This window comes from Sphingopyxis sp., from assembly GCF_965227415.1.
Classification (GTDB): Bacteria; Pseudomonadota; Alphaproteobacteria; order Sphingomonadales; family Sphingomonadaceae; genus Sphingopyxis.
In genome coordinates this window covers 3,427,950-3,449,518 of record NZ_OZ245749.1, presented here as the reverse complement: position 1 = coordinate 3,449,518, position 21,569 = coordinate 3,427,950, and the positions used below count along the sequence as shown (strand labels likewise).

20 protein-coding genes and 1 pseudogene are annotated in these 21,569 nt (G+C 65.5%); 7 read left to right on the top strand and 14 right to left on the bottom strand.

Annotation, left to right across the window (positions count from 1 at the left end; all coding sequences use genetic code 11):
- Positions 1–143: 143 nt before the first annotated feature.
- From ACO055_RS16740 to ACO055_RS16725, 4 genes are all read left to right on the top strand, one after another.
- Complete coding sequence (locus ACO055_RS16740; RefSeq protein WP_422059970.1) at positions 144–629, top strand: Lrp/AsnC family transcriptional regulator; 486 nt, start codon at positions 144–146, stop codon at positions 627–629.
- A gap of 130 nt (positions 630–759) precedes the next feature.
- The gene (locus ACO055_RS16735) at positions 760–2,112 is read left to right on the top strand and encodes a methyl-accepting chemotaxis protein (protein WP_422059969.1); all 1,353 of its coding nucleotides are present in this window, start codon (positions 760–762) and stop codon (positions 2,110–2,112) included.
- Between the two features lie 73 nt (positions 2,113–2,185).
- Positions 2,186–2,878, top strand: a complete 693-nt coding sequence (locus tag ACO055_RS16730) for an SDR family NAD(P)-dependent oxidoreductase (RefSeq protein WP_422059968.1) — start codon at positions 2,186–2,188, stop codon at positions 2,876–2,878.
- Positions 2,879–2,881: 3 nt separating this feature from the next.
- The gene (locus ACO055_RS16725) at positions 2,882–3,853 is read left to right on the top strand and encodes a 50S ribosomal protein L11 methyltransferase (protein ID WP_422059967.1); all 972 of its coding nucleotides are present in this window, start codon (positions 2,882–2,884) and stop codon (positions 3,851–3,853) included.
- Positions 3,854–3,856: 3 nt separating this feature from the next.
- Here ACO055_RS16725 and phhA read toward each other — a convergent pair whose 3' ends face one another.
- Together phhA and ACO055_RS16715 are read right to left on the bottom strand one after the other, a co-directional pair.
- On the bottom strand, positions 3,857–4,729 hold the full coding sequence (phhA, locus tag ACO055_RS16720) for a phenylalanine 4-monooxygenase (RefSeq protein WP_422059966.1): 873 nt from the start codon (positions 4,727–4,729) through the stop codon (positions 3,857–3,859).
- Between the two features lie 26 nt (positions 4,730–4,755).
- Positions 4,756–5,376: a Crp/Fnr family transcriptional regulator gene (locus ACO055_RS16715; protein WP_422059965.1), complete on the bottom strand. Its 621-nt coding sequence runs from the start codon at positions 5,374–5,376 to the stop codon at positions 4,756–4,758.
- Positions 5,377–5,489: 113 nt separating this feature from the next.
- Between ACO055_RS16715 and ACO055_RS16710 the strand changes: the two genes are divergently transcribed.
- Positions 5,490–6,368 carry a sterol desaturase family protein gene (locus ACO055_RS16710; protein WP_422059964.1) on the top strand — a complete coding sequence of 293 codons (879 nt, stop codon included), beginning with the start codon at positions 5,490–5,492 and terminating at the stop codon, positions 6,366–6,368.
- Between the two features lie 70 nt (positions 6,369–6,438).
- On the opposite strand, the gene ACO055_RS16705 is transcribed toward ACO055_RS16710, so the two are convergent.
- The 9 genes from ACO055_RS16705 to ACO055_RS16665 form a co-directional block, all read right to left on the bottom strand.
- On the bottom strand, positions 6,439–8,448 hold the full coding sequence (locus ACO055_RS16705) for a TonB-dependent receptor family protein (protein ID WP_422059963.1): 2,010 nt from the start codon (positions 8,446–8,448) through the stop codon (positions 6,439–6,441).
- 66 nt (positions 8,449–8,514) lie between these two features.
- Positions 8,515–8,907, bottom strand: a complete 393-nt coding sequence (locus ACO055_RS16700; RefSeq protein WP_422059962.1) for a hypothetical protein — start codon at positions 8,905–8,907, stop codon at positions 8,515–8,517.
- Between the two features lie 62 nt (positions 8,908–8,969).
- On the bottom strand, positions 8,970–10,139 hold the full coding sequence (locus tag ACO055_RS16695; RefSeq protein WP_422059961.1) for a sterol desaturase family protein: 1,170 nt from the start codon (positions 10,137–10,139) through the stop codon (positions 8,970–8,972).
- A 162-nt stretch (positions 10,140–10,301) separates the two neighbouring features.
- Entirely contained in the window at positions 10,302–12,446 is a 2,145-nt protein-coding gene (gene ligA / locus ACO055_RS16690) for an NAD-dependent DNA ligase LigA (protein ID WP_422059960.1), read from the bottom strand.
- Positions 12,443–12,838, bottom strand: coding sequence for a putative quinol monooxygenase (locus ACO055_RS16685; protein ID WP_422059959.1), 396 nt, complete (start codon positions 12,836–12,838; stop codon positions 12,443–12,445). The genes ligA and ACO055_RS16685 overlap by 4 nt, the downstream gene beginning before the upstream one ends.
- On the bottom strand, positions 12,838–13,521 hold the full coding sequence (locus ACO055_RS16680) for a GNAT family N-acetyltransferase (protein WP_422059958.1): 684 nt from the start codon (positions 13,519–13,521) through the stop codon (positions 12,838–12,840). Before ACO055_RS16680 ends, ACO055_RS16685 begins: the two co-directional genes overlap by 1 nt.
- A 91-nt stretch (positions 13,522–13,612) precedes the next feature.
- A complete protein-coding gene (gene recN, locus ACO055_RS16675; protein WP_422059957.1) occupies positions 13,613–15,295 on the bottom strand; it encodes a DNA repair protein RecN in 1,683 nt (560 codons plus the stop codon).
- A 218-nt stretch (positions 15,296–15,513) separates the two neighbouring features.
- Complete coding sequence (locus ACO055_RS16670; RefSeq protein ID WP_422059956.1) at positions 15,514–16,308, bottom strand: outer membrane protein assembly factor BamD; 795 nt, start codon at positions 16,306–16,308, stop codon at positions 15,514–15,516.
- Positions 16,309–16,390: 82 nt separating this feature from the next.
- Positions 16,391–17,131, bottom strand: coding sequence for a peptidylprolyl isomerase (locus ACO055_RS16665; RefSeq protein ID WP_422059955.1), 741 nt, complete (start codon positions 17,129–17,131; stop codon positions 16,391–16,393).
- A 210-nt stretch (positions 17,132–17,341) separates the two neighbouring features.
- On the opposite strand from ACO055_RS16665, the gene ACO055_RS16660 reads away from it, so the two are divergent.
- Both ACO055_RS16660 and ACO055_RS16655 read left to right on the top strand, forming a co-directional pair.
- Entirely contained in the window at positions 17,342–17,713 is a 372-nt protein-coding gene (locus tag ACO055_RS16660) for an ArsR/SmtB family transcription factor (protein ID WP_422059954.1), read from the top strand.
- 2 nt (positions 17,714–17,715) lie between these two features.
- Positions 17,716–18,252 (top strand): SRPBCC family protein, encoded by a 537-nt coding sequence (locus ACO055_RS16655; RefSeq protein ID WP_422059953.1) that lies wholly within the window; start codon positions 17,716–17,718, stop codon positions 18,250–18,252.
- Positions 18,253–18,297: 45 nt separating this feature from the next.
- Here the strand turns inward: ACO055_RS16655 and ACO055_RS16650 are convergent, their stop codons facing one another.
- The 3 genes and pseudogenes from ACO055_RS16650 to pnp form a co-directional block, all read right to left on the bottom strand.
- Positions 18,298–18,615 carry a DNA-3-methyladenine glycosylase I gene (locus ACO055_RS16650; protein WP_422059952.1) on the bottom strand — a complete coding sequence of 106 codons (318 nt, stop codon included), beginning with the start codon at positions 18,613–18,615 and terminating at the stop codon, positions 18,298–18,300.
- 128 nt (positions 18,616–18,743) lie between these two features.
- Positions 18,744–18,953 (bottom strand): annotated as a pseudogene (locus tag ACO055_RS16645) (DNA-3-methyladenine glycosylase I); the annotation flags it as partial.
- 170 nt (positions 18,954–19,123) lie between these two features.
- Positions 19,124–21,454 (bottom strand): polyribonucleotide nucleotidyltransferase, encoded by a 2,331-nt coding sequence (pnp, locus tag ACO055_RS16640; protein WP_422059951.1) that lies wholly within the window; start codon positions 21,452–21,454, stop codon positions 19,124–19,126.
- Between the last annotated feature and the right edge of the window lie 115 nt (positions 21,455–21,569).

Sequence of the window (21,569 nt, the reverse complement as noted above, 5' to 3'; positions counted from 1 at the left end):
CTCCATCGAAGGGCCAGTCCATCGCAGACCAGGGCCGATGGCGTGGGCTTATAACAGAAAGCGCGCGCGAGGTGCTTGCATATCAGCGCGACCGCGGCGATAGCGACGCACAGATTTTGCACATAATCGGTGAAATACGCACAATGCTTGATCGAATTGACATTAAGTTGCTCGCATTGCTCCAACGGACTGGACCGCGGCCCACCGCCGAGCTTGGCGAAGCCGTCGGCCTGTCGCCGTCGGCGTGTCATCGCCGCATCCGCGCGCTCGAGGCCGGCGGGATCATCACCGGCTATACCGCGCGGCTGGACCCCGAACGCATCGGGCTGGGGCTCGACGTGTTCGTCGACATCAGCCTGACCTCGCAGAGCGAAGAAGCGCTGACCGCGTTCGAGAGCGCGGTCAAAAGCTTTGACGAGATATTGGAGTGCCAGCTGTTGTCGGGTGCATCCGATTACCGGCTGCGCGTCGCGGCGCGCAATGTCGCCGACTTCGACCGCCTCCACCGCCATTGCCTGTCGCGCCTGCCCGGCGTCGCGGCGATGCACAGCGCCTTTGCACTGCGCACGATCAAGGCGTTCGAGGGCTATCCGATCGCGGCGCCGATCGCTGGCGACGACCGCCGTTGAGGCCCAAAATCTCGACCAGTGGTTAACGACCCTTTTACCATCCTCCCCGCATAGCTCGGTGACGAGTTTCGCGGACGATCAGGGACGGCAGATTCCGAACGTCCGAAGATTGGGTCAGGGAAGCAGGATCATGGTGAAGGAAAATCCGATTCATAAGCAGCAGATCGATCCGGTGCTGATGGCCGATCGCTTTCCCTATTATGACCTCGACGGCAATCTGGCCGCCGATGCCGCCGAGATTTACGGGATCATCGCTGGCCGCGAAGAGCATATCGCGCGCGCCTATTGGGATGCGTTCAACGCGCTTTCCAGCATCGAGCGCAAGGTCGAGGGCGAATTGCTCGACTCCTATATCAAGGGCAGCGCGCGCCACACCGAAACCAAATATCGCGATGCCGCCGGACAGGAGGTCGCCACGATCGCCTGTCAGAACACGCATATGGCGCGCCGCGTGAAGCTGCCGCTGGCGTCGGTGATGTCGTGCATCGCCGAAAGCCTGCGCCTGACCATCGAGTTCGTGATCGACGCCTGCGCGGGCGATACCCCGCGGCAAGCGCGGCTGACCGGCGCGATCAACCGGCTCGCGCTGCTCGAGTTCGATATCATGCAGCGCTATGCGACCAAGCTCGACCGCGCCGTCATCTCGACCGAGCGCCAGTCGCTCGCAGGCGATTTCGACCGCTCGATCGCGTCGCTGGTTCAGGATACCGATTCGGCACGCCAGCAGCTGTCAAAACAGGCCGCCTCGGCCGACCAGGCCGCGAAAGGCATGATCGCTAAGACGAGCGAAGTCGCCGCGGCGTCCGAACAATCGGCGATCGCGATGCGCGAAGCCGCCTCGACCGCCGCAGGCCTGATCCGCGCGATCGAAGATGCGCGCAGCGAAGTCGAAGCATCGGCCAGTGTCGCCACGCGTGCGTCCGAACAGGCAGGCGAAGCCGTCGCCATGTCCGAGGCGCTGTCGCGCCACGCCGAATCGATCGAATCGATTTTGAGCCTGATCCGCGAGATCGCGGGCCAGACCAACCTGCTGGCCTTGAACGCGACCATCGAAGCCGCGCGCGCCGGCGAATCGGGTCGCGGTTTCGCCGTGGTCGCGCAGGAAGTGAAGAGCCTCGCCAACGAAACCGCGCGCGCAACCGACGACATCGCGAACAAGATCACCGCGATCCAGCAAGCAACGCGCGGCTCGGTCTCGGCAAACCAGTCGATCCAGCAGACGATCGTCGAAGTGCAATATTCGGCGCAGCGCATCCGCGACGCGATGGACGCGCAGGCCCAGACGGTCACGTCGATCACCGCCGCTGTCGACGAAACCGCACTCGCCGCCGATTCGATGTCATCGACGATTGCGTCGATCCGCAACGATTCGGGAATGGTCGCGGGCGAAATCAGCACGCTGAGCCAGGAGTTCGCCAAGATGGGCGACCGGCTCCAGTCGCTCGAAAAGGCCGCCAGCGAGTTCAGCCGCCGCGTGGCGTAACCCTGCGCGATCCGCGGCGAAAGCCGGGGAACACACTCTAGCGCCGACTGATCGCGGGCTCTAAAGCCCGGTCATGCGAACCCATATCCTGATCACCGGCGCGAGCCGCGGCATCGGCGCCGCCATCGCCGAGGCGCTGACCGCCGACGCGACCAACGTCGTGGCGCTGTCGAGCGCCGACGGCGACCTGTCCGACCCGGCCATCCCCGAGCGTCTGTGGCAACAGAGCCTCGATCGGCTGGGCGGGCGCATCGACGTGTTGATCAACAACGCCGGCATTTTCGAGGCCAACCCGATCGCCGGCGACGACGCCGCATGGCTCGCGGACTGGGAGCGCACGATGCAGGTGAACCTGACCGCAAGCGCGCTGCTCTGCCGCCGCGCGGTGCTGCACTGGCAGGATCGTGGCGCCGGCGGCCGGATCGTCAACATCGCGAGCCGCGCCGCCTATCGCGGCGACAGCCCGGCGCACTGGCATTATGCCGCGTCGAAAGCCGGGATGGTCGCGATGACCAAGACGATCGCGCGCGGCTATGCGCAGGACGGCATCCTCGCTTTCGCCATCTGCCCCGGCTTCACGATGACGGGCATGGCCGAGGGCTATCTGGCAAGCCGCGGCGGCGATGAACTCCTCGCCGATATCCCGCTTGGCCGCGTCGCCGCGCCGCAGGAGATCGGCGAGATGGCGCGCTGGTGCGCACTCGACGCGCCCGCGTCGATGACCGGTGCGGTTCTCGACGCCAACGGCGCGAGCTATGTCCGCTAGACGATGAGCTGGATCGTATCCCTCCCCTGCACCCGCGCCGAGGCCGAAGCGCTGAGCGGCGAGATGCCCGAACTCGACGCCTTGCCCGAAGCGCCCGTCGTCGTGACGCGCGAGATCGACGAGGACGCGGGCACATGGCAGCTTGACGCCTATATGGACGACAAGCCCGGCGCGGCGCTGCTGAAGCTGCTGCAGGCGCTGGCGCCGAGCGCAAAGGGCAAAAAAACCCTGGTCGAGGAGCTGGTCGAACAGGATTGGGTGACGCTGTCGCAGCAGGGACTCGAGCCCGTACAGGCGGGCCGATTTTTCGTGCATACGAGCAGCTATGCCGACCGCGTGCCGCCGGGCACCGTCCCCTTTCTGATCGACGCGAGCCAGGCGTTCGGCACCGGCGGGCATGACACGACGGCGGGCTGCCTCGCGATGCTCGATCGGCTGGCCCGGCAGGGCGCCACCCCTCGCAACATCGCCGACATCGGCACCGGAACCGGCCTGCTCGCCTTTGCAGCGATGCACCTTTGGCGGCGCGCGAAGACGATCGCGTCGGACATCGACCCCGCGAGCATTTTCGTCACGCGCGACAATGCCGCGATCAACGGGGTGCCGCTCGGCCGTGGCGGCGGCGGGCTCGCGCTTGCCGTTGCGCCGGGGACCGACCACCCCGCGATCAGGCACCGCGCGCCCTATGATCTGGTCATCGCGAACATTCTTGCCGGGCCGCTGATCACGCTCGCGCCCGATATCGCCGCGGCAACCGCGCCCGGCGGCCACGTCATCCTGGCCGGACTGATCGCGCGGCAGATGGAACCGGTTCTCGCCGCTTATTGGGCGCAGGGTTTTCGCCTCGTCGCGCGCGGCGGCAGCGCGGACTGGCCGTGCCTGCTGCTCGTGAAGCGGCGGCGTTATGGCACTCGCCGCAAGGAACGCGCCTTCCATCGCGCGAGCCCGTCGGATGCCAGCTTCGGCAGCTGGTAGGCGTCAGTTGCTCTTCGCGAGCGCATAGTCCTGCGTGCCGCGCGTGACCACGTCATCGCCCGGCAGGATGTCGGCGATCGCGATCGCCGGCAGCGCATCGTTCGCGGCATAGAGCGGCGCGAAGTCGGTATTCACCGTGGTGTCGAGCAACTGGCCAAGGCTGTCGATGACGAAATAATTCTGCTGGAAATCGTCGATCCGGTAATCGGTGCGCATCACGCGTGCGAGGTCGAAGCCGATGCGGTTCGGGCTGTCCGAATCGAGCGCGAATACGCTCTCGGCATAAGAGGAGACGATCCCCGCGCCATAGATACGCAAGCCGCCGGCTTCGCGAATCAGCCCGAATTCGACGGTATACCAATAAAGCCGCGCGAGCTGTTTCAGCGCGTCGAACTTCAGGCTGCGCAGCCCGCCTTCGCCGTAGGCGACCATATAGTCGGCGAACACCGGGTCGGCGAGCATCGGAACGTGGCCAAAGACGTCGTGAAAGACGTCGGGTTCCTGCAGATAGTCGAGCTGTTCGGGGGTGCGGATGAAATTGCCCGCGGGGAAACGGCGGTTGGCCAGATGGTCGAAGAACACATCGTCGGGCACGAGCCCCGGCACGGCAACGACCTGCCACCCCGTCGCCGCCATCAGCCGCGCGTTGAGTTCGCGATAGTCCGGAATGCCAGGCTTTTCGAGTTTGAGAACGTCGATACCGCGCAGAAATGCCTCTGACGCACGGCCCGGCAGCATCGCCGACTGGCGTGCAAACAACCGGTCCCACATCGCATGTTCGTCGGCGGTAAAGGCATCCCAATTCTGGGCGATCGTCCAATCGTCCGCGGCCCCCGGCGGCGGCGTTTCGTGGACGTGGGAAAAGCCGTCTTTCATACACGATGATCTATCATGATTTAGTTTCAAATGAAACTGTCTTTGCCAGCCGCGCTGCCATGATAGCGGATTTGGCCATAGCCGCAATCGACGACGCCCGCACCCGTCAGCTGGCGCATCGCCGCTCCCAGCGTGACGCGCGAGACGCCGAGCAGATCGGCCAGCTGCTGCTGCGTTGCCCGCACCGTCACGCCGTCGGCGCTGTCGGCGGCCATCGCCGCGAGCAATTGCGCCAGCCGCTCCGCCGACGATAGCCGCCGCCCCGAGTCGACCATGTCGAGCACCACCGCAAGCTGGCGGCCGAGGCTGCGCAGCAACAGTTCGGCCCAGCCCACGTCGGCGGACATCAGCGAGCGCAGCAGCGGCCGATCGATCGCGGCGAGCCGTGCGGGGCCGCTTGCGACGGCATCGACCTGACGCGGCACGCCGGTGAAGAAAGCGAGTTCGCCGAACAAGTCCCCCGGCCCCATCACGCCAAAGGCGGTGAAGGCGCCGTCCTCGGCATAGCGGCCGATCAAGACATTCCCCTCGATCACCGCCCAGAAGCTGTCGCCTGGATCGCCCTGATGCTGGATGAACTGGCCGTCCGAAAACGGGCGCACCGATGCCCGCGCAGCGAGCTGCGCCAACGCGCGTGGCGACAGCATCGACTGCGCCGCCCGGGCAAAATGATAAGACCTTTGCATTCTTGCTCAAAGCAATGTGCGAAAGGCCTGTCAAAGACAAGCGCCAACGCGCAGCCGGACAAGGGAGAAGGGACATGCAGCTGACAACCGCTCAATCGAGCCTGATCGTCGCGATCATCTATCTGGGCTTCGGCCTCCTCGAACTCGCGCGCACGCGGCTTTTTGCCAAAGCCGAACAATCGCGCGACGACGGCATCGTCGAGATTGTCAGCACATTGGCGCTGACCATATTGACCCAGCCGGCGATCCTGCTGGTCGTCGGGGCGCTCGGCCAACGCTTCCTGCCGCAATATGAAGGTGCGCTGGCAACGCTGCCCGTCGTCGCGGCGCTCGCGCTGTTCCTCGTGTGCGAGGATATGATGCAATATTGGTGGCACCGCGCGTCGCACAGCTTTGCCTGGCTCTACAATCTCCACCGCGCGCATCACAATGCCCGCTATATGAGCATGCGGCTCGTCTACCGGAACAACCTGCTTTATTATGCGATGATGCCGAGCATCTGGTTCGCTGGCGTGCTCGTCTATCTCGGCCTCGGCTGGTTCTATGCCTTTTATCTGATCGTCAAGATGACGGTGATCATCGGCGCGCACAGCGATGTCGCATGGGACGCCCCGTTCTATCGCATCAAGGCCCTGGCGCCCGTCATGTGGCTGGTCGAACGGACGATCAGCACCCCCGCAACGCACCACGCCCACCACGGGCGCCACGCCGACGATCCGGCGGTGAATTATAAGGGCAATTTCGGCAACCTGCTCTTCTTCTGGGATGTCCTGTTCGGCACGGCAAAGATCACGCGCGGCTATCCCCAAAGCTATGGCGTCGAGAATCTGCCACCGGCGACCCTCGGACAGCAGCTGTTGTGGCCGATCGTCCCCGAAAACAAGGATATGCATGCGGTGATTCCGGGCGCCCTCGTCGCGCAGCCCGAGCCGCGTGCCGTCGCGGCGGGCTGAACCGGGTCGCAGCCTGCCCGTCCGCGCGCGGCCCGGCATCGTTGGAGGGCGATGCCGGGCCGTTTCGCCGTCAAAAACGCGCCCTCAATCCCGCCGATACCGCACGTCGCTCGACGGGATAATAGATCGCCGACGCAGCGTTCGCGGCGATCGCCGCGCTGATGTCGCCGATCGCCTTCTTCCCGGTGATATTGCGGACATCGACGAAGGCGTCGAGGCCGCGCCCGATCCGTGCACCGCCCGTCACGCCCAGCAGCGCGTAGCCGGGCGTTCGCACCTGATTGCGATAATCGGCGAACGGTCCATCGGGCACCCATTCGAGGTTCGGCGCGATGTGCAGCGCATCGGTGCCGACGCGCAGCTCGGCGCGATAGGCGTGTCTGGGCACCACCGGCAGGCGATTGTCACCGAACTGCGCGTCGTTCCGGAAACGGAAGTCGCTATAGGTATAAACCTGGCGCAGGCGCAGCCAGTCGGCCGGTTCGATGTCCAGCCCCGCCTCGATACCCCGATGCCGCGTGCGGTCGGCGTTGAACGTCGCCGCGGGGATATTGCTGTTGGTCGTGAATTGCAGCAATTCGCCCGTGATCGACGCGCGGTACAGCGCGAGGTCCCAGCGGATGATCCCCACCTTGCCGCGCGTGCCGACTTCGGCGGTCCGCGCGCGCTGCGGGCGAATGGCCGACACGACGGTGCTGGTCGGCGGCGTACCGATCGTCTGGAACACTTCGCCGAAACCCGGAAATTCGGCCGAGCGACTGTAATTGGCGAAGATCTGGACCGTTGCCGATGGTTCGAACAACAGTCCGAATTTGGGCGAGACGCTGTCGAAATCGATCCGCCCGTCGGTCGCCGGAGTCGCCGAGCGATGGACGTGGCGCTGGCGATACCCGTCGGCATAGACACCGCCCGCGATCAGCGTCAGCGCTTCGACGGGCCGGACGCGCAGCTCGCCATAAAGATTGGCGGTCTGCGCTTTCTGATCGGCGTCGAACGTCAGCGCGCCGCGCGCGCCCGCGACGTTGACGAACTGGCGGGCCCGGGTGTTCCCGCGCCGGATCTCGCCGCCGAGCGTCACTTCGACCGGACCGGCGGCATAATCGGCGCGAAAGAAGGTGCCGACGTCGACCGATTTCTGGTCGATGAGCTGGAAGATCGGGTGGTGGAGCGACTTGGCGTTGACGAAACCGCCAACGTCGAGCCTGAGCGCGCCCCAGTCGAAACTCGTTCGGTTCTGCAGGCGCAGCGAGTCGATATCGCGCTGCTGGTCGCCCGCCGCGCTGCCCGCATTCGCCATTCTCGGCGTCGTCAGCGCTTGCGCGGCGGTCAGCGCGCCCGGCAATTGCTGGTCGATGTTGTTGTAACTGGCATAGAAGCGCGTCGAGACCGTATCGCCGAGCTTCAGCCCGACATTGCCGTGGAAGCGCAAGCTGCGGCGCTTCGCATGATTGCGGTCGCCGTCCGAGCGGTCGGCGCTGATCGCGCCCCACGCATCGACGCGATCGCTCGCGATGCCCGCCGCGACGAGCCCGCGCGCCATATCAAAGCTGCCGACATCGCCGCGTAGATAGATCCCCCCGGCCGTGCGTCCCGTCGGGGTCACGCCGTTGATCGCCCCGCCAAGCGTGCCCGAACCGAAGCGCAGCGCGTTGGCGCCGCGATACACCTCGAGATGATCGAAGAAGATCGGTTCGAGTTCCTGGAAATCGCCATTGTCGTCGGCCAGATTGATCGGCACACCGTCCTGCAACAGCGTCAGCCCGCGCATATGGAAGCCGCGCGACAGCCCCGAACCGCGGATCGAAATCCGCACCTCTTGCCCATAGCGCGGCTGGAGATAGACGCCGGGCGAGAACGCCAGCGTGTCGCGCAAGCTGACGACCGATTTGTCGGCATATTCTTCGTAGGAGACGACGTCGGTGGCGCCGGCTGTTTTCGACGCGCGCTGTTCGGCGGCGTCGGTCGCGGTCGGTGCGGTGACGATGATGGTCGTGTCGGCCTCTTCGGCATGGGCATGTGAGGCGACGATACAGGTCGCAAGCGCCAGCCATGGCGCCGTCCGATGGATACGGGTTTTCATGGTATTTCCTTCGCTGGATGCAGTCACGGGCCGCGCCGCGCGAAGCGGGCAGCCGGTCGGTCTGGATCAGGCGAAGGCAGGGGGTCCGGTACTCGGCGGCAGCGGCGAGGCGATGCCGGGCGCGTAGCCGAGCGACGGCGTCGCGACAGGAGCCGGGACGGCTTCGGTCAGCCGTGCAACCAAGATGGGAAGATCGGGGCCGATCGGCGCGGCGGCCAGCGCGCCCCATGGGCAATGTTGCCGCCCCTCGCCCGGCTGATGATCGCCCGCCTTTTCAAGCGCAATCGTCATCGTCGCGCCGGGGTTGGCCGGGTCCGAACAGACGCGCACGGTGATGCTGCCCGCCGCATCGCTCTCGATCATCCAGCCCGGCGCGACGAGTACGCGCGCCGCAAGCGCGAGGATCAGCGGCAGAAGCAGCACGATGCCGGGACGGCGAAAGGCGGTGAGGATGCTCACGCCCCGCGCCTTATGGCGCGTCCGCGACGCTGGCAAGCGGACAAAGCGCCTCATCTTGATCGCTATTCCGCGGGCGTCTCGTCGGTCTTCTTGCCCGTCCGCGTCCAAGGGTAGAGGAACTGGCCCCAATATTTTTTCGGCACATCCTCGGGGATGCCGTAATTTTCGGGCCAGCGATCCTTCGGTAGATGGAAGGTGCCGAATAATTTGTCGATCCAGGGGAAGTGGATCGAGAAATTGACGTCGAACGCCTCGCGCTCGAGCCCGTGGTGCCAATGGTGAAAACGCGGCGTCGCAAGCCAGTGGCCGAGGCGATTGAAATTACCACCGACATTGGCGTGGAGCAGCGACGACCAGACGTACACAAAGCCGATATAGGCCTGCATCACCGACGGCGCGAAGCCCAGGGTGAAGAGCGGTAGCGAGGTGATCGCGCGCAGCAGGATGATCTCGACGAAATGCATCCGCGACCCCGCGAGCCAGTCCATCGACTTCGCGCTGTGGTGCACGGCGTGGAAACCCCACAGGAACGGGTAACGGTGGAAGGTGCGGTGGAACCAATATTGCACGAAGTCCGACGCGACGAGCACGATCAGGAACTGGACGATCCAGGGCAGCGAGGCGACGCCGGCGCGGAAGGCATCCCAGCTGTTCGTGTGGTCGTTGACGAACTGCTGCGGCGCGAGCGCGAGGAAGCCCAGCACCTGCACGAACATCGTGCTGACGAGATAATAGAAGAGATCCTCGCGCCATTCGGTGCGGAACAATCGCTGCGCGCGGCGATGCGGAAAGGCGCGCTCCAGCGGCGCGAACATGAAACCGGTGACGAGCAGGTTCACGACGAAGAAATCGAGCCCGAAGAAAATCCCCCAGTCGCGCGTTTCCTGCGGCTGGACGTTCGATCCGCCCACCAGAATCGCGGCGAGCCCGATCATCAGCGCGGTGAGCCCGAGGGCCTTGCGCGGACGGAGCAGCAGGCTGAGCAAGGACAAGCCATAGCTGATCAGCAACACGATATGGACGGCGCCGCGAAAGCCGCCCCAATTCTTGACGATCTCCAGCTCCGGCGTCGCAAACCAGTCGGGAAAGCGCAGCGCGATCACCATGAAGAAGCCTGCGATCGCAAAAAGCAGCCCGAAAAAGCCGGACAGCCAACCGCTGCCGAACCGCCGCACTTCGGTGTGCGATTCCAGATCGCTCATCAGACTGGTCAGAAAATCACGCTTTGCCATGTGGCCCCCTCACAGCATTTTGATTGCACCGTCCGGGACGGCGTGCACGGCTTCTATCACCCTCATCCCATCTTCGTCATGCCGGACGTGATCCGGCACCCATGTCCGCCCCGGCGTCATGGACCCGGGATCCGGTCCGGGGAGACGAGGGCGGCTGTCTTCTCACCCCGCCGCCTCGACGATCCTGGCCCAATCGGCCTCGTCGATCACGCGAATTCCGAGCGCGCTCGCCTGCTTGAGCTTTGACCCCGCGCCCGGTCCCGCCACGACCAGGTCGGTTTTCGCGCTCACCGAACCCGCGGCCTTGGCGCCCAAAGCCTCGGCCTGCGCCTTCGCTTCGTCGCGGCTCATCGTTTCGAGCTTGCCGGTGAACACGACGGTCATCCCCGACACCTCGCTTTCGCGCGTTTCGACGACATAGGGCGGCGGCGTCACTTCGGAGAGCAGGTCGTCCCACAGGTCGCGGTTGTGCGGTTCGTGGAAGAAATCGCCGAGCGCTTCGGCAACCGCAGGCCCGATGCCGTCCGCCCGGACTTCGAGAATCGCCTTGATCGCGTCCATCTTGCGCGCGACGAACTTCCCGTCGGATTCGCCTTCGGCCTGTGGCTGCGCGTCGAGATAGGCCTGAATTTCGGCGGCCTTTGCCGGGAGCAGCCCGATGTCGCCGAGCCCCTTCAGCAGGTCGCGCGCAGTGACCGCGCCGACGTGGCGAATGCCGAGCCCGAAGAGCAATCGCGCGGCGTCGGGCGCGCGCTTCGCCTCGATCGCGGCGAAGAGATTGTCGACCGACTTCTCCTTCCAGCCTTCGCGTCCCAGCAGCGCGGCGCGGTGGTGCTTCAGCCGGAAGATGTCGGCAGGCCCCTTGTCGAGCCAGCCGAGGTCGAGAAATTCCTGAATGCTCTTCTCGCCCAGCCCTTCGATGTCGAGCGCGCCGCGGCTGACGAAATGGCGGAGGCGCTCGAACTTCTGCGCATTGCAGATCAGGCCGCCGGTGCAGCGGACGTCGACTTCGCCGTCCTCGGCGACCGCCTCGCTGTTGCAGACGGGGCAATGGTCGGGAAACAGGTACGGCGCGCGGTCCTCGTCGCGCGTCAGATTTTCGACCACCTGCGGGATGACGTCGCCGGCGCGCTGGATCATCACACGGTCGCCCGGACGCACGCCGAGGCGGCCGATCTCGTCGCGGTTGTGCAGCGTGACGTTCGACACGACGACGCCGCCGACGGTGACCGGGACGAGCCGACCGACGGGGGTCAGCTTGCCGGTACGCCCGACCTGAATATCGATCGCTTCGAGCGTCGTCTGTGCGCGCTCGGCGGGGAATTTATGCGCGATTGCCCAGCGCGGCGCTTTCGCGACAAAGCCGAGGCGCCCCTGCCAGTCGAGCCGGTCGACCTTATAAACGACGCCGTCGATGTCATAGGGCATCTCGGCGCGCTCGGCTTCGATCCTGCGATAATGCGCGAGGACTTCGGCGACGCTTTCGAAGCGTTGCAGCAACGGCGACACCGGCACGCCCCAGCTTTCGATCAGCCGCATCATCTCATACTGCGTCGCGGCCGGCACGTCGCTCGCTTCACCCCAGCCATGCGCGAGGAAACGCAGCGGGCGCGCGGCGGTGACGCCCGCATCCTTCTGGCGCAGCGATCCGGCGGCGGCGTTGCGCGGATTGGCGAACTGGCGCGCCTTTTCGGGATCGTCGGCCTCGGCAAGGAGGCGCGCATTGAGCGCGGCGAAATCGGCCTTCGCCATATAGACCTCGCCGCGAATCTCGAAGACGTCGGGAACATCGCCCTTCAACTGCTGCGGAATATCGGCGATCGTGCCGACGTTCGCGGTCACATCCTCTCCTACGCTGCCGTCGCCGCGCGTCGCGGCTTGCACCAGCTTGCCGCCCTCATAGCGCAGCGAGCACGACAGGCCGTCGATCTTGTCCTCGGCGGTCAGCGCGACGGCGGCGTCGTCGGCAAGGTTCAGGAACCTTCGCACCCGCGCCGCAAACTCTTCGACGTCCTCGGCCGCAAACGCATTGTCGAGGCTCATCATCCGCTGCGCATGCGTCACCTTGGCGAGCGGTGAGCTTTCGACCGCGGCGCCGACCAGCCGGTTCGGGCTGTCGGCGCGGATCAGGTGCGGGAAAGCGGTCTCCAGCGCGTTGTTGCGGCGAACGAGCGCGTCATAATCGGCATCCGAAATCTCGGGCGCATCCTCGGCGTGATAACGTTTGTTGTGATGAGCGATCGTCTTCGCCAGACGCATCAGTTCGTTGGCGGCGTCGGCGTCGGGCAGCGATTCCATCTCTGTCATGCGCGGCTATTTGCCACCGGCTTGAACTCGGCGCGAGTGCCAAATCCTGCAATCAGCGGACGCCCCCTTTTGATCGCGTCCTGCACGCCCGGCAGTTGCAGCGACGCCGCGTGCGATTCCTTGTCGTCCCACAGCTCGACGATCCAGATCGCATCGGGGTTCGCGCTGTCTTCGCCGATCAGATAGGCGATGTTGCCCGGCATCGCATCGGTGCCTTCGGACAGGATCGCGACGAGCGCCGCGCGCTGTCCCGGCTGCGCGATCATCTGGCCGATGAGGCCATATTGCGGATCGGCTTCTTCCATCTTGTCCTCCAGAGCGCGCAGTTTCGTCGCGGGCAGCAGCGCCGCCGCCATCGCGAGCAGCGCCGCCAGATGGTCGCGCCGGTTCATCATCGGGCGATCGCCAGCACATGCACCGCGCGCCGGATGCGAAAGCCGAGCGATTCATAGAGCGCGATCGCACCCGCATTGTCGGCATAGCTGTGCAGGAACGGCTGTTCGCCGCGCGCCACCATCGCGCGCATGACATGACCGATCAGCGAACGCGCAAGTCCGCGCCCGCGGCAGTCTTCCCACGTCGAAACGCCGCTCACCTCGGCCATGCCCGGCACCAGAATGCGCTGCCCTGCCATCGCGAGCAGCCGGCCGCTTTCGCGGATGCCGAAGAAGGGGCCGTAAAGGTGCGTCTTCGGCCCCCACGGACCGGGCTTCGCATGATCGGCAAGCGCCGCCATTTCGGCCGCGTCCCCTTCGCCGAGCGCCAGCATTTCGGCTTCGCCCGCCCGCGCTTCGGGCGGTGCGCCGTCGGCAACCATCTGCGCGAGCACCGCGCGCTTGACCTCGCGCGTGCCCGCCGGGACCGGCCAGGGATCGCTCTCGACGATCCACAGTTCGCCATCATCGGGAACCAGCGCCGCCAGCGCCGCTTGCGCTTCGCTGCCTGCATCCACCGCGACGCCGAACACGCCATAGCCGCGGTCGATCCGCAGCGCGCGCGCATCGCCCTCGGCCAGATGCGCCTGCCGCCCGGTGAGCATGGTCCAGATCGGCCGATCGAGCGGATGTGCCGCCATCGCCAGCCTCAGCTCTGTTCCATCGCGAGCGTTCTAGTCGGCAGGAAGCCGGAGCACGCGAGAGAGCCGTCGTCCCGAGTATCGCCCGTGCTCATACGCTCTCCAGCAGCCTCTCCGCCTGCGCTCGCGCCTCTTCGGTGACTTCGGTGCCCGAGAGCATCCGCGCGATCTCCTCGCGGCGACCCGCGTCGTCGAGGGCGTGGACGCTCGTGCGGGTCACCGTGCCTTCGCTCGATTTGGCGATCACGAAATGCGCCGCACCCTTGGCAGCGACCTGCGGGCTGTGCGTGACGGCGAGCAACTGCTTGCCTGCGCCTTCGCCGTTCCCTTTGGCCAGTCTGGCCAGCCGTTCGCCGATCGCGCTCGCCACCGCGCCGCCGACGCCGCGGTCGATCTCGTCGAAGATGATCGTATCGGCGCCGCCCTCTTCGGCGAGCGCAACCTTCAGCGCGAGGATGAAGCGCGACAATTCACCGCCGCTCGCGATCTTGGCGAGCGGAGCGAAAGGTGCGCCGGGGTTCGTCGCGATGAGATATTCGACGCGGTCCATGCCGTCGGGACCCCAACGTTCGGCAGGAAGACGTTCGACAAGCGTCTGAAAGCGCGCGGCGTCGAGCTTGAGCGGGACCAGCTCGCCCGCAACCGCCGCGTCGAGCCGCACCGCCGCCTTGCTGCGCAGACCGGAGAGTGCGGTGGCGGCGTGGGTATAAGCAGCGGCGGTTTCGGCGACCGCGGCCTCGAGCTTGGCAAGGCCGAGCGTGCCGCCCTCGATCGCGTCGAGGCGTGCGGCAAGCTCGCCCGTATATTCTGCGAGCGCGTCGGGCTGAACACCATGTTTGCGGGCCATCGCGCGAAGTTCGAACAGGCGCGTTTCCGTCGCTTCCAGTCGCTCGGGATCATATTCCATCGCGCGCGCGGCGGAGTGCAACGCCTGCTCGGCCTCGTCAGCCTCGATGATCGCGCGGTCGAGACCCGCGAGTGCTTCGGCGAGCAGGGGATGATCGCCCGCGAGCCGGTCGAGCCGCCGCGCCGCGCCGCGCAGCAGCGCCGGGCCGCCCGCGCTGCCGTCGAACGCTTCCATGATGGCGCCAAGGTCGCCGGCGATCCGTTCGCCTTTCTGCATCGCCGCCCGCGCCTCGGCGAGTTCGGCCTCCTCGCCCAGCTGCGGGTTCAGCGTGCGCAACTCGGCAACGCAATGTTCGATCCATTCCCGGTCGCGCGTCGCTTCGGAGATCGCGGCTTTGGCGGCCGCCAGCCTCTCCTCGGCGGTGCGCCATGCCGCATGCGCACGCGCGACCGCGCCAGTGTCCGCGCGCGCATATGTGTCGAGCAGAGCGCGATGTCCCGCAGGCGCGAGCAGACCGCGATCGTCATGCTGGCCGTGGATTTCGACCAGCCAGGTTCCGACCTCGCGGAGCAGCGCCGCCGAGCAGGGCTGGTCGTTCAGGAAGGCGCGGCTGCCGCCGTCGGCTTTCAGCGTGCGGCGGATCAGCAGCGGTTCGCCCGCATCGAGCGCGATTTCATTTTCCGCGAGCAACGCTGCGAGGGGCGAGCCATGGGATGGAGGGGTGAAGCTGGCGGTCACCTGCGCCTTGTCGGTGCCCTGCCGAACCAGCGCGCTGTCGGCGCGCATGCCCAGCGCCAGGCCGAGCGCGTCGAGCAGGATCGATTTGCCTGCGCCCGTCTCGCCCGTGAGCACGCCCAGTCCGGCCTCGAAATCAAGGTCGAGCCGTTCGATCAGAACGATATTGGCGATGGAAAGCGCCGTCAGCATGCCCCGCTCTTAACGCAGAACAAAATGCGAATCTATTCCCGCGAAGGCGATTGTACCACTGAGACAAGGAAGAGGTGCTCCCCCGCGAAGGCGGGGGTCCAGCGGCAACGAGAGAAGCGAGCGGCAGCGTACCCTTCGACGCTTCGCGTCGAAGATGGACCCCCGCCTTCGCGGGGGAACGCATACTTACTCCCATGGATATATCTGGCCGCGAACGCTCAGGCGGTCGGCGCGTTCTTCTGCATCAGCTTGTACGCGCGCTCATACCATTCGCTGCCCGGATAGTTGGCGCCGAGCACAGCGGCCGACTTCTTCGCTTCCTCGGGAATGCCGAGCGCGAGATAGCATTCAGTCAGGCGATAGAGCGCTTCGGCAGCGTGGCTCGTCATCTGGAACTTCTCCGTCACTTCGCGGAAGCGGATCGACGCGGCGAGCCAGTTCGAGCTGCGCTGATAGAAGCGGCCGATCTCCATCTCCTTGCCGGCAAGGTGATCCTGGACGAGGTCGACCTTCAGCCGCGCGTCGGAGGCGTAGCGGGTGTCGGGATAGCGGCGGATCACTTCGCCGAGCGCATCCATCGCCTGCTGGGTGATCTTCTGGTCGCGGGTGACGTCGCTGATCTGCTCATAATAGCTGAGCGCGATCAGATAATAGGCATAGGGCGCGTCCTTGTTGCCCGGATGGATCGCAAGGAAGCGCTGCGCGGACTCGATCGCCGGCGTATATTCGCGGTCCATATAATAGCTGAACGAACTCATCAGCTGCGCGCGGCGCGCCCAGGGCGAATAGGGATGCTGGCGCTCGACCTCGTCGAACAGCGCCGCGGCAATCTTGTATTGCTTGCGGTCGAGGCGATCCTGCGCCGCACGGTACAGCGTGTTGACGTCGCGCGCGATGTAGCGCGTGTCTTTCTTCACCCCCGCGCCGCCGGCACAGGCGGCCAGCATCGGCGAAATCACAAGAGCGGCGGCGATAAGGCGCGCAGCGGCGCGACCGGAGGGGCGTTGAGTCATGCGCGCGGTATAGCCACAGCGCGCATGAACGCAAAATAAATGATCAGGCGATTTGTCCGGGTTCCGGCACCCGCTCGCTCGGTCAAGGCGCTGCTTTCACGACGCAGCCTTTAGGGGCACCGACCGGCGCCGGAACGCGGCGCGCCGAGACGATCGTAAACTGCGGCTCGAGCATCTGCCCGACCATCACGCCATGGCCCGCGGTCGGCGAAGTGGGCGCATCATAGAGTTTCTGGACGACGTCGGCGCCCCCGACCAGCTCGCCAAAGACCGCAAAGCCTGCATTATCGCCACTCGCCGACGGGTCGGCGTTGAAACCCGGCACATCGGCAAGCAGCAGGAAGAAATCGCTGGTGGCATCACCAGGCGCGCCGCGCGCCATCAGAATCGCGCCCTTGCACGCGGTCAGGCCAGTGACATTCGTCGGCTCGTGCGCGATCGGCGGGAAATTCCGGCGCGCATCGCCGCGATTGCCCCCCTGGACCAGCGCACTCGCGCCGCCCCAGCTTTTCGTCGAGCGATAAAATTTGAACCCGTCCATCCGTTTCGTGTCGACATAGCGCAGGAAATTGGCCGCGGTACCGGGCGCGCGCTTGTCCTCCAGCCGAACGGTGATCGTGCCGGCGTTGGTGACGAGCGCGACATAGGGGCGCGTGTCGGGTGCGTCGGCCCTCGGGGGCCCAGGGAGCGGCGGGGGGAGCGGCGGCGGCGGAGGCGGCGGCGCCATCATCTTCGGCCGAGGGGGCGGAGCCGGAATCGGACTCGATGCCGGTGCTGCCGCAGTGGCCATGGCAAATGTCAGGATCAGGGTTTCAAAAATCATGGACTCACTCTGGGTCGGACAAGGGGTGGCATCAGGCTATACGCTGACGGCGGCCGCGCCAAGACGCCGCGACGATTCGAAAAGGGGAAGGGGCAAATTGGCCCGGCGAAATCGGCGCTGGTCGGCGGATAAGCGTCTGTTCGTTCGTGTCCTAGTCTTCATTCAACCAAATGGTTGACAGTTGGATCAGACGACTTCATATTCAACTACATGGTTGAACATGATGCGCGCACACTCGACACGATCTTTCACGCCCTCGGCGATGCGACGCGCCGTTCGATGCTCGGCGAACTCGCCGCAGGCGAGCGTAGCGTCGGCGAGCTTGCCGAGCCCTTCGCGATGTCGCTCGCGGCGGCATCGAAGCATATCAAGGTGCTCGAAGCGGCGGGACTGATCCGCCGCGACGTGTGCGGCCGCACCCATATGTGCAGCCTTGATCCGGTGCCGCTGATGAACGCCGACCAGTGGCTCGGTATCTATCGCCGCTTCTGGACCGACCGGCTCGATACGCTTGAGCAACTGCTCCGCGATGCGCCCCTTGTCCCCCCCGCGACCCCCCTCCCCGGGAAAGAAGGAGAATGATGATGACTGCCATGCTGACCGACGACGCCTATGGCGCGCTGACCGAACCCGCGACTCTGACGCTCCAGCGCTTGCTCCCCGGCCCGATCGATCGTGTCTGGGCCTATCTCACCAACGGCGAGCTGCGCCGCCAGTGGCTCGCTGCGGGCACAATGGAGGAAAAGGTCGGCGCGCCGGTCGAATTCGTGTGGCGCAACGACGAGCTGACCGATCCGCCGGGCGAACGGCCCGAGGGCATGAACGCCGAAAACCGGATGACCTGCGAAGTCACCACGATCGATCCGCCGCACAGCCTGTCGATCACCTGGGGCAGCACCGGCGGCGTGACTTTCAGCCTTCAGGAACAGGGCGACGACGTGCTGCTGACGATCGTCCACAAGCGCGTCGAGGATGTGACCGTCCGGCTGAACGTCAGCGCCGGTTGGCACGCGCATGTCGATGTGCTCGAAGCCACGCTGCGCGGCACGACGCCCGCGCCACACTGGGACAATTGGGTGCGGCTGCGCGCCGTCTATGCCGAGCGGTTCGCAGGCGGATAGCTGGCGCAGGATCGTGGCGTTTCTGAAGGCCGATCCCGTTAGCAGTCAAGCGCCGGGCGGCCGAAACGCCAGTCGCGCGCCTGCTGCCCGCGCGCGAATGGCGCAGCCCTCGGCATGGTCGTTGATCAGACCCATCGCCTGCATGAACGCATGCACGGTGGTGGGTCCGACGAATTTCCAGCCGCGCTTCTTGAGATCCTTCGACATCGCAATCGACGCGGGCGAGGTCGAAGCCAGATGCGGCGCATCGCCATCGGGTTCAAAGCCCCAGACATAGGCTGCGAGCGAGCCTTTCTCGCGCACCAGTTCCTGCGCGCGGCTTGCGTTGTTGATGACCGCCTCGATCTTGCCGCGATGGCGCACGATCCGCGGCTTGCGTTGTTGATGACCGCCTCGATCTTGCCGCGATGGCGCACGATCCCCGCGTCCTGCACCAGTCGCTCGACATCGCGTTCGTCGAAGCCGGCAACCTGGTCGAAATCGAAGCCGGCGAACGCCGCGCGAAAATTGTCGCGCTTCATCAGGATGGTGCGCCAGCTGAGACCCGACTGAAAGCCCTCGAGGCTGAGCTTTTCGAACAATCGCCGGTCATCGGCAACCGGGAAGCCCCATTCGCTATCGTGATAGGCGATATAATCCGCCGACGCCGCGCACCAGCCGCAACGCGCGAGGCCGTCGGAGGAAGAGAAGAGGGTTGTCATGTGGAAGGGAAAACCTCGCAGATCATTCACTATATGTTCTGCTACCAAATACCCCGCGCCGGCTCAAGCGAGCGGGCGGCCGCTTTCGATGAAAGGCCGCCCATCACCGGCTCCGCCAACGAAAAAGGGGCCGCTTTCGCGGCCCCTTTCCTGATCCGGTATCGGAAGCTTTAGTCCTTCAGGAAGTCGGGCACATGGCCCTGGTCTTCCGGACCTTCGCTGCGTTCGCGGCGCGGGCCACGATCGCCGCGACCTTCGCCGCCGCCGCCGCCGTCGCGACGCGGGCCGCGATCACGACCGCCACCGCCGCCACGCGGGCCGCGATCGCCACGGTCACCGCGGTCGCCGCCGTCACGGCGCGGACCACGATCGCTGCGCGGTTCGCGCGGCGGGCGGGTGTCTTCCAGCTCTTCGCCGGTTTCCTGATTGACGACGCGCATCGACAGGCGAACCTTGCCGCGCGGGTCGATCTCGAGAACCTTGACCTTGACCTCCTGGCCTTCGCTCAGGACGTCGGCAACTTTCTCGACGCGCTCGTTGGCGATTTCGCTGACGTGGACGAGACCGTCCTTGCCGCCCATGAAATTCACGAACGCACCGAAATCGACGAGGTTGACGACCTTGCCATCATAGATCTTGCCGACTTCGGCTTCCTCGACGATGCCCGAAATCCACTTCCGAGCGGCTTCGATCTGCTCGGGATCGCTCGACGAGATCTTGATCAGGCCTTCATCGTCGATGTCGACCTTGGCGCCGGTGGTCGCGACGATCTCGCGGATCACCTTGCCGCCGGTACCGATGATGTCGCGGATCTTCGCCTTGTCGATCTGCATCGTCTCGATACGCGGAGCGTGGGCCGACAACTCGGTGCGGGCTTCGCCCAGCGCCTTGTTCATCTCGCCCAGGATGTGCGCGCGGCCTTCCTTGGCCTGATTCAGAGCGGCTTCGAAGATCTCGCGCGTGATGCCCGCAATCTTGATGTCCATCTGCATCGTGGTGATGCCTTCGGACGTGCCCGCAACCTTGAAGTCCATGTCGCCGAGATGATCTTCATCGCCCAGGATGTCGGACAGGATCGCGAAATCCTTGCCTTCGAGGATCAGGCCCATCGCGATACCCGAAACCGGGCGCTTGATCGGCACACCGGCGTCCATCATCGCGAGCGACCCGCCGCAGACCGACGCCATCGACGACGAGCCGTTCGACTCGGTGATGTCGCTGGTGATGCGGATCGTATAGGGGAACTCGTCCTTGGTCGGCAGCACCGCGTGCAGCGCACGCCATGCCAGCTTGCCATGGCCGATGTCGCGGCGGCTGGGCGCCCCGAAACGACCGACTTCACCGACCGAATAGGGCGGGAAGTTATAGTGCAGCATGAAGTTCGAATAGGACAGGCCGTTGAGCCCGTCGATCATCTGCTCGCTTTCCTTGGTACCCAAGGTGCAGGTCGCGATCGTCTGCGTCTCGCCGCGGGTGAACAGCGCCGAGCCATGCGCGCGCGGCAGGAAGTGCGTTTCGGCGACGATCGGACGAATCTGCGTCGTCGTGCGTCCGTCGATGCGCTTGCCGTCCTTGAGGATGGCACCGCGAACGATTTCGGCTTCGAGCTTCTTCATCAGCTTGCCCGCAGCCATCTGGTCCTGCGGCGCGGCATCAGCAAACGCGGCCTTCGCAGCAGCGCGCGCTTCGTTGAGCGCGTTCGAGCGGGCCGATTTGTCGGTCAGCTTGTACGCCGCGGCGATGTCCTTGCCGATCAGCTTCTTCAGCTTGTCCTTGGCGGCCGACAGGTCGGCCTGCTCGGCCATGTCCCACGGATCCTTGGCAGCCTGTTCGGCAAGCTTGACGATCGCCTTGACGACATCCTTGCACGCATCGTGCGCGAACAGCACGGCGCCGAGCATGATCTCTTCCGACAGCTCGTTTGCTTCGGATTCGACCATCATCACGGCGTCATAGGTGGCGGCGACGACGAGATCGAGGTCGCCTTCGGCAACCTGTGCGTCGGTCGGGTTCAGGATATATTCGCCGTTCAGATAACCGACGCGTGCAGCGCCGATCGGACCCATGAAGGGCACGCCCGAAATCGTGAGCGCGGCCGACGCGGCGATCATCGCGAGGATGTCGGGCTCGTTGTGGCCGTCATAGCTCAGAACCTGAGCGATAACGTTGATTTCGTTATAGAAACCTTCGGGAAACAGCGGACGGATCGGACGATCGGTCAAACGCGAAACCAGCGTTTCCTTTTCGGTCGCACCGCGTTCGCGCTTGAAGAAGCCGCCGGGAATGCGGCCCGCGCCCGAATATTTTTCCTGATAATGGACGGTAAGCGGGAAGAAGTCCTGCCCTTCCTTGACCGTCTTGGCGGCGGTCACGGCGCACAGGACGACCGTTTCGCCCAGGGTCGCGACGACGGCGCCGTCAGCCTGGCGGGCAACCTTGCCCGTTTCGAGAGTGAGCGTTTCACCGCCCCACTCGATCGATACTTTCTTTACGTCAAACATGAGATTTCCTTCGCCCGCCGGGCCCTATGCCGGGCGGGGCCTCTAGTTCCGGGCAATCCGGCCCGGGGCGGTACGGGGCGTCTGTCTGCCCCAATGGCGGTCCCGCCGGATGCGG

Coding starts and splice junctions, on each gene's coding strand:
- ACO055_RS16740 (WP_422059970.1), top strand. CDS start 144: ATGCTTGATCGAATTGACATTAAGTTGCTCGCATTGCTCCAACGGACT.
- ACO055_RS16735 (WP_422059969.1), top strand. CDS start 760: ATGGTGAAGGAAAATCCGATTCATAAGCAGCAGATCGATCCGGTGCTG.
- ACO055_RS16730 (WP_422059968.1), top strand. CDS start 2,186: ATGCGAACCCATATCCTGATCACCGGCGCGAGCCGCGGCATCGGCGCC.
- ACO055_RS16725 (WP_422059967.1), top strand. CDS start 2,882: ATGAGCTGGATCGTATCCCTCCCCTGCACCCGCGCCGAGGCCGAAGCG.
- phhA (WP_422059966.1), bottom strand. CDS start 4,729: ATGAAAGACGGCTTTTCCCACGTCCACGAAACGCCGCCGCCGGGGGCC.
- ACO055_RS16715 (WP_422059965.1), bottom strand. CDS start 5,376: ATGCTGTCGCCACGCGCGTTGGCGCAGCTCGCTGCGCGGGCATCGGTG.
- ACO055_RS16710 (WP_422059964.1), top strand. CDS start 5,490: ATGCAGCTGACAACCGCTCAATCGAGCCTGATCGTCGCGATCATCTAT.
- ACO055_RS16705 (WP_422059963.1), bottom strand. CDS start 8,448: ATGAAAACCCGTATCCATCGGACGGCGCCATGGCTGGCGCTTGCGACC.
- ACO055_RS16695 (WP_422059961.1), bottom strand. CDS start 10,139: ATGGCAAAGCGTGATTTTCTGACCAGTCTGATGAGCGATCTGGAATCG.
- ligA (WP_422059960.1), bottom strand. CDS start 12,446: ATGACAGAGATGGAATCGCTGCCCGACGCCGACGCCGCCAACGAACTG.
- ACO055_RS16685 (WP_422059959.1), bottom strand. CDS start 12,838: ATGAACCGGCGCGACCATCTGGCGGCGCTGCTCGCGATGGCGGCGGCG.
- ACO055_RS16680 (WP_422059958.1), bottom strand. CDS start 13,521: ATGGCGGCACATCCGCTCGATCGGCCGATCTGGACCATGCTCACCGGG.
- recN (WP_422059957.1), bottom strand. CDS start 15,295: ATGCTGACGGCGCTTTCCATCGCCAATATCGTTCTGATCGAACGGCTC.
- ACO055_RS16670 (WP_422059956.1), bottom strand. CDS start 16,308: ATGACTCAACGCCCCTCCGGTCGCGCCGCTGCGCGCCTTATCGCCGCC.
- ACO055_RS16665 (WP_422059955.1), bottom strand. CDS start 17,131: ATGATTTTTGAAACCCTGATCCTGACATTTGCCATGGCCACTGCGGCA.
- ACO055_RS16660 (WP_422059954.1), top strand. CDS start 17,342: ATGGTTGAACATGATGCGCGCACACTCGACACGATCTTTCACGCCCTC.
- ACO055_RS16655 (WP_422059953.1), top strand. CDS start 17,716: ATGACTGCCATGCTGACCGACGACGCCTATGGCGCGCTGACCGAACCC.
- pnp (WP_422059951.1), bottom strand. CDS start 21,454: ATGTTTGACGTAAAGAAAGTATCGATCGAGTGGGGCGGTGAAACGCTC.